The sequence below is a fragment of the Candidatus Symbiothrix dinenymphae genome, from assembly GCF_001431085.1.
In genome coordinates this window covers 1-952 of record NZ_BBRU01000086.1, presented here as the reverse complement: position 1 = coordinate 952, position 952 = coordinate 1, and the positions used below count along the sequence as shown (strand labels likewise).

Below are 952 nucleotides of genomic sequence, written 5' to 3'. Positions count from 1 at the left end.
GGACGAGGTGGTCGAGGCGGTCGCACAAGATATATTGGTACGGGGGGTAGTCGTGAATGAAAAACAGAGACCACTGCCCGGAGTTGCTGTATCAGTGGACGGGGAGCCTTCCATAACCGACACAACCGATGCAAAAGGCACATTTACGTTGTATGTACCCCGTTCGGCAAAACAATTGGTGGCAACATGCGTCGGCATGCGAAACGAAACAGTTAATATTGCACCTCAAATGCGGCTCATCCTGCGCAAGGCATTTAGCCGAAATGAATTTTCCGTTCACGCCGGAGTCGGAGCATCTTCGCTGTGGAATTATTCGCCCAATGTGGGGAATTATAAGTTCTCTGTCGGCTACGATTTTGGTATAGGCTACACTCTCTTCTTTTCAAAAAACAAGACATGGGCAGTTTCAACCGGCATAAGCATCGCATCCTTCAATAGCAACTACGAATTGCCAACGTTCACAGATGCTAAAGGTAAAATTTCTGATGGCGAGGGAGGCGATTTTGACTATTTCGACGCCACCATCAGCGGTTACACTGAATCGCAGCACCTCAGCATGCTCACCATCCCACTCATGCTGCATTTTGAAAAAGAAATGACAGAAACAGGCAAGTTTTACGCCGCACTTGGCGTTAAATTCGGGCTTCCGCGCGGCACCATCAACTATACAAATAATGTGCAAGAGCTACACGCATCAGGCACTATTCGAGGCAGGGAAATTATCGATCCTGAATCTATGGGACTTGGCAACGTTAACCGTAACAGAATAGACCTTAGTGGGGGGAGCATAGATAATCTCCAAACAGCCTATTTTGTTTCCGTCGAAACGGGTATGAAATGGGCGTTGACAAACGAATGGTCGCTCTATACCGGTATTTATATGGATTATGGCTTCAAAAATATCATTGAAACCGGCGGTAACGACCTTGTTGGTTACAATGCCGCCGAATTC

1 protein-coding gene is annotated in these 952 nt (G+C 47.2%); it reads left to right on the top strand.

Annotation, left to right across the window (positions count from 1 at the left end):
* Positions 1-7 precede the first annotated feature (7 nt).
* Positions 8-952, top strand: a 945-nt coding sequence (locus ASC50_RS01375) for a carboxypeptidase-like regulatory domain-containing protein (RefSeq protein ID WP_226995318.1), incomplete at its 3' end; no start/stop codon positions are given.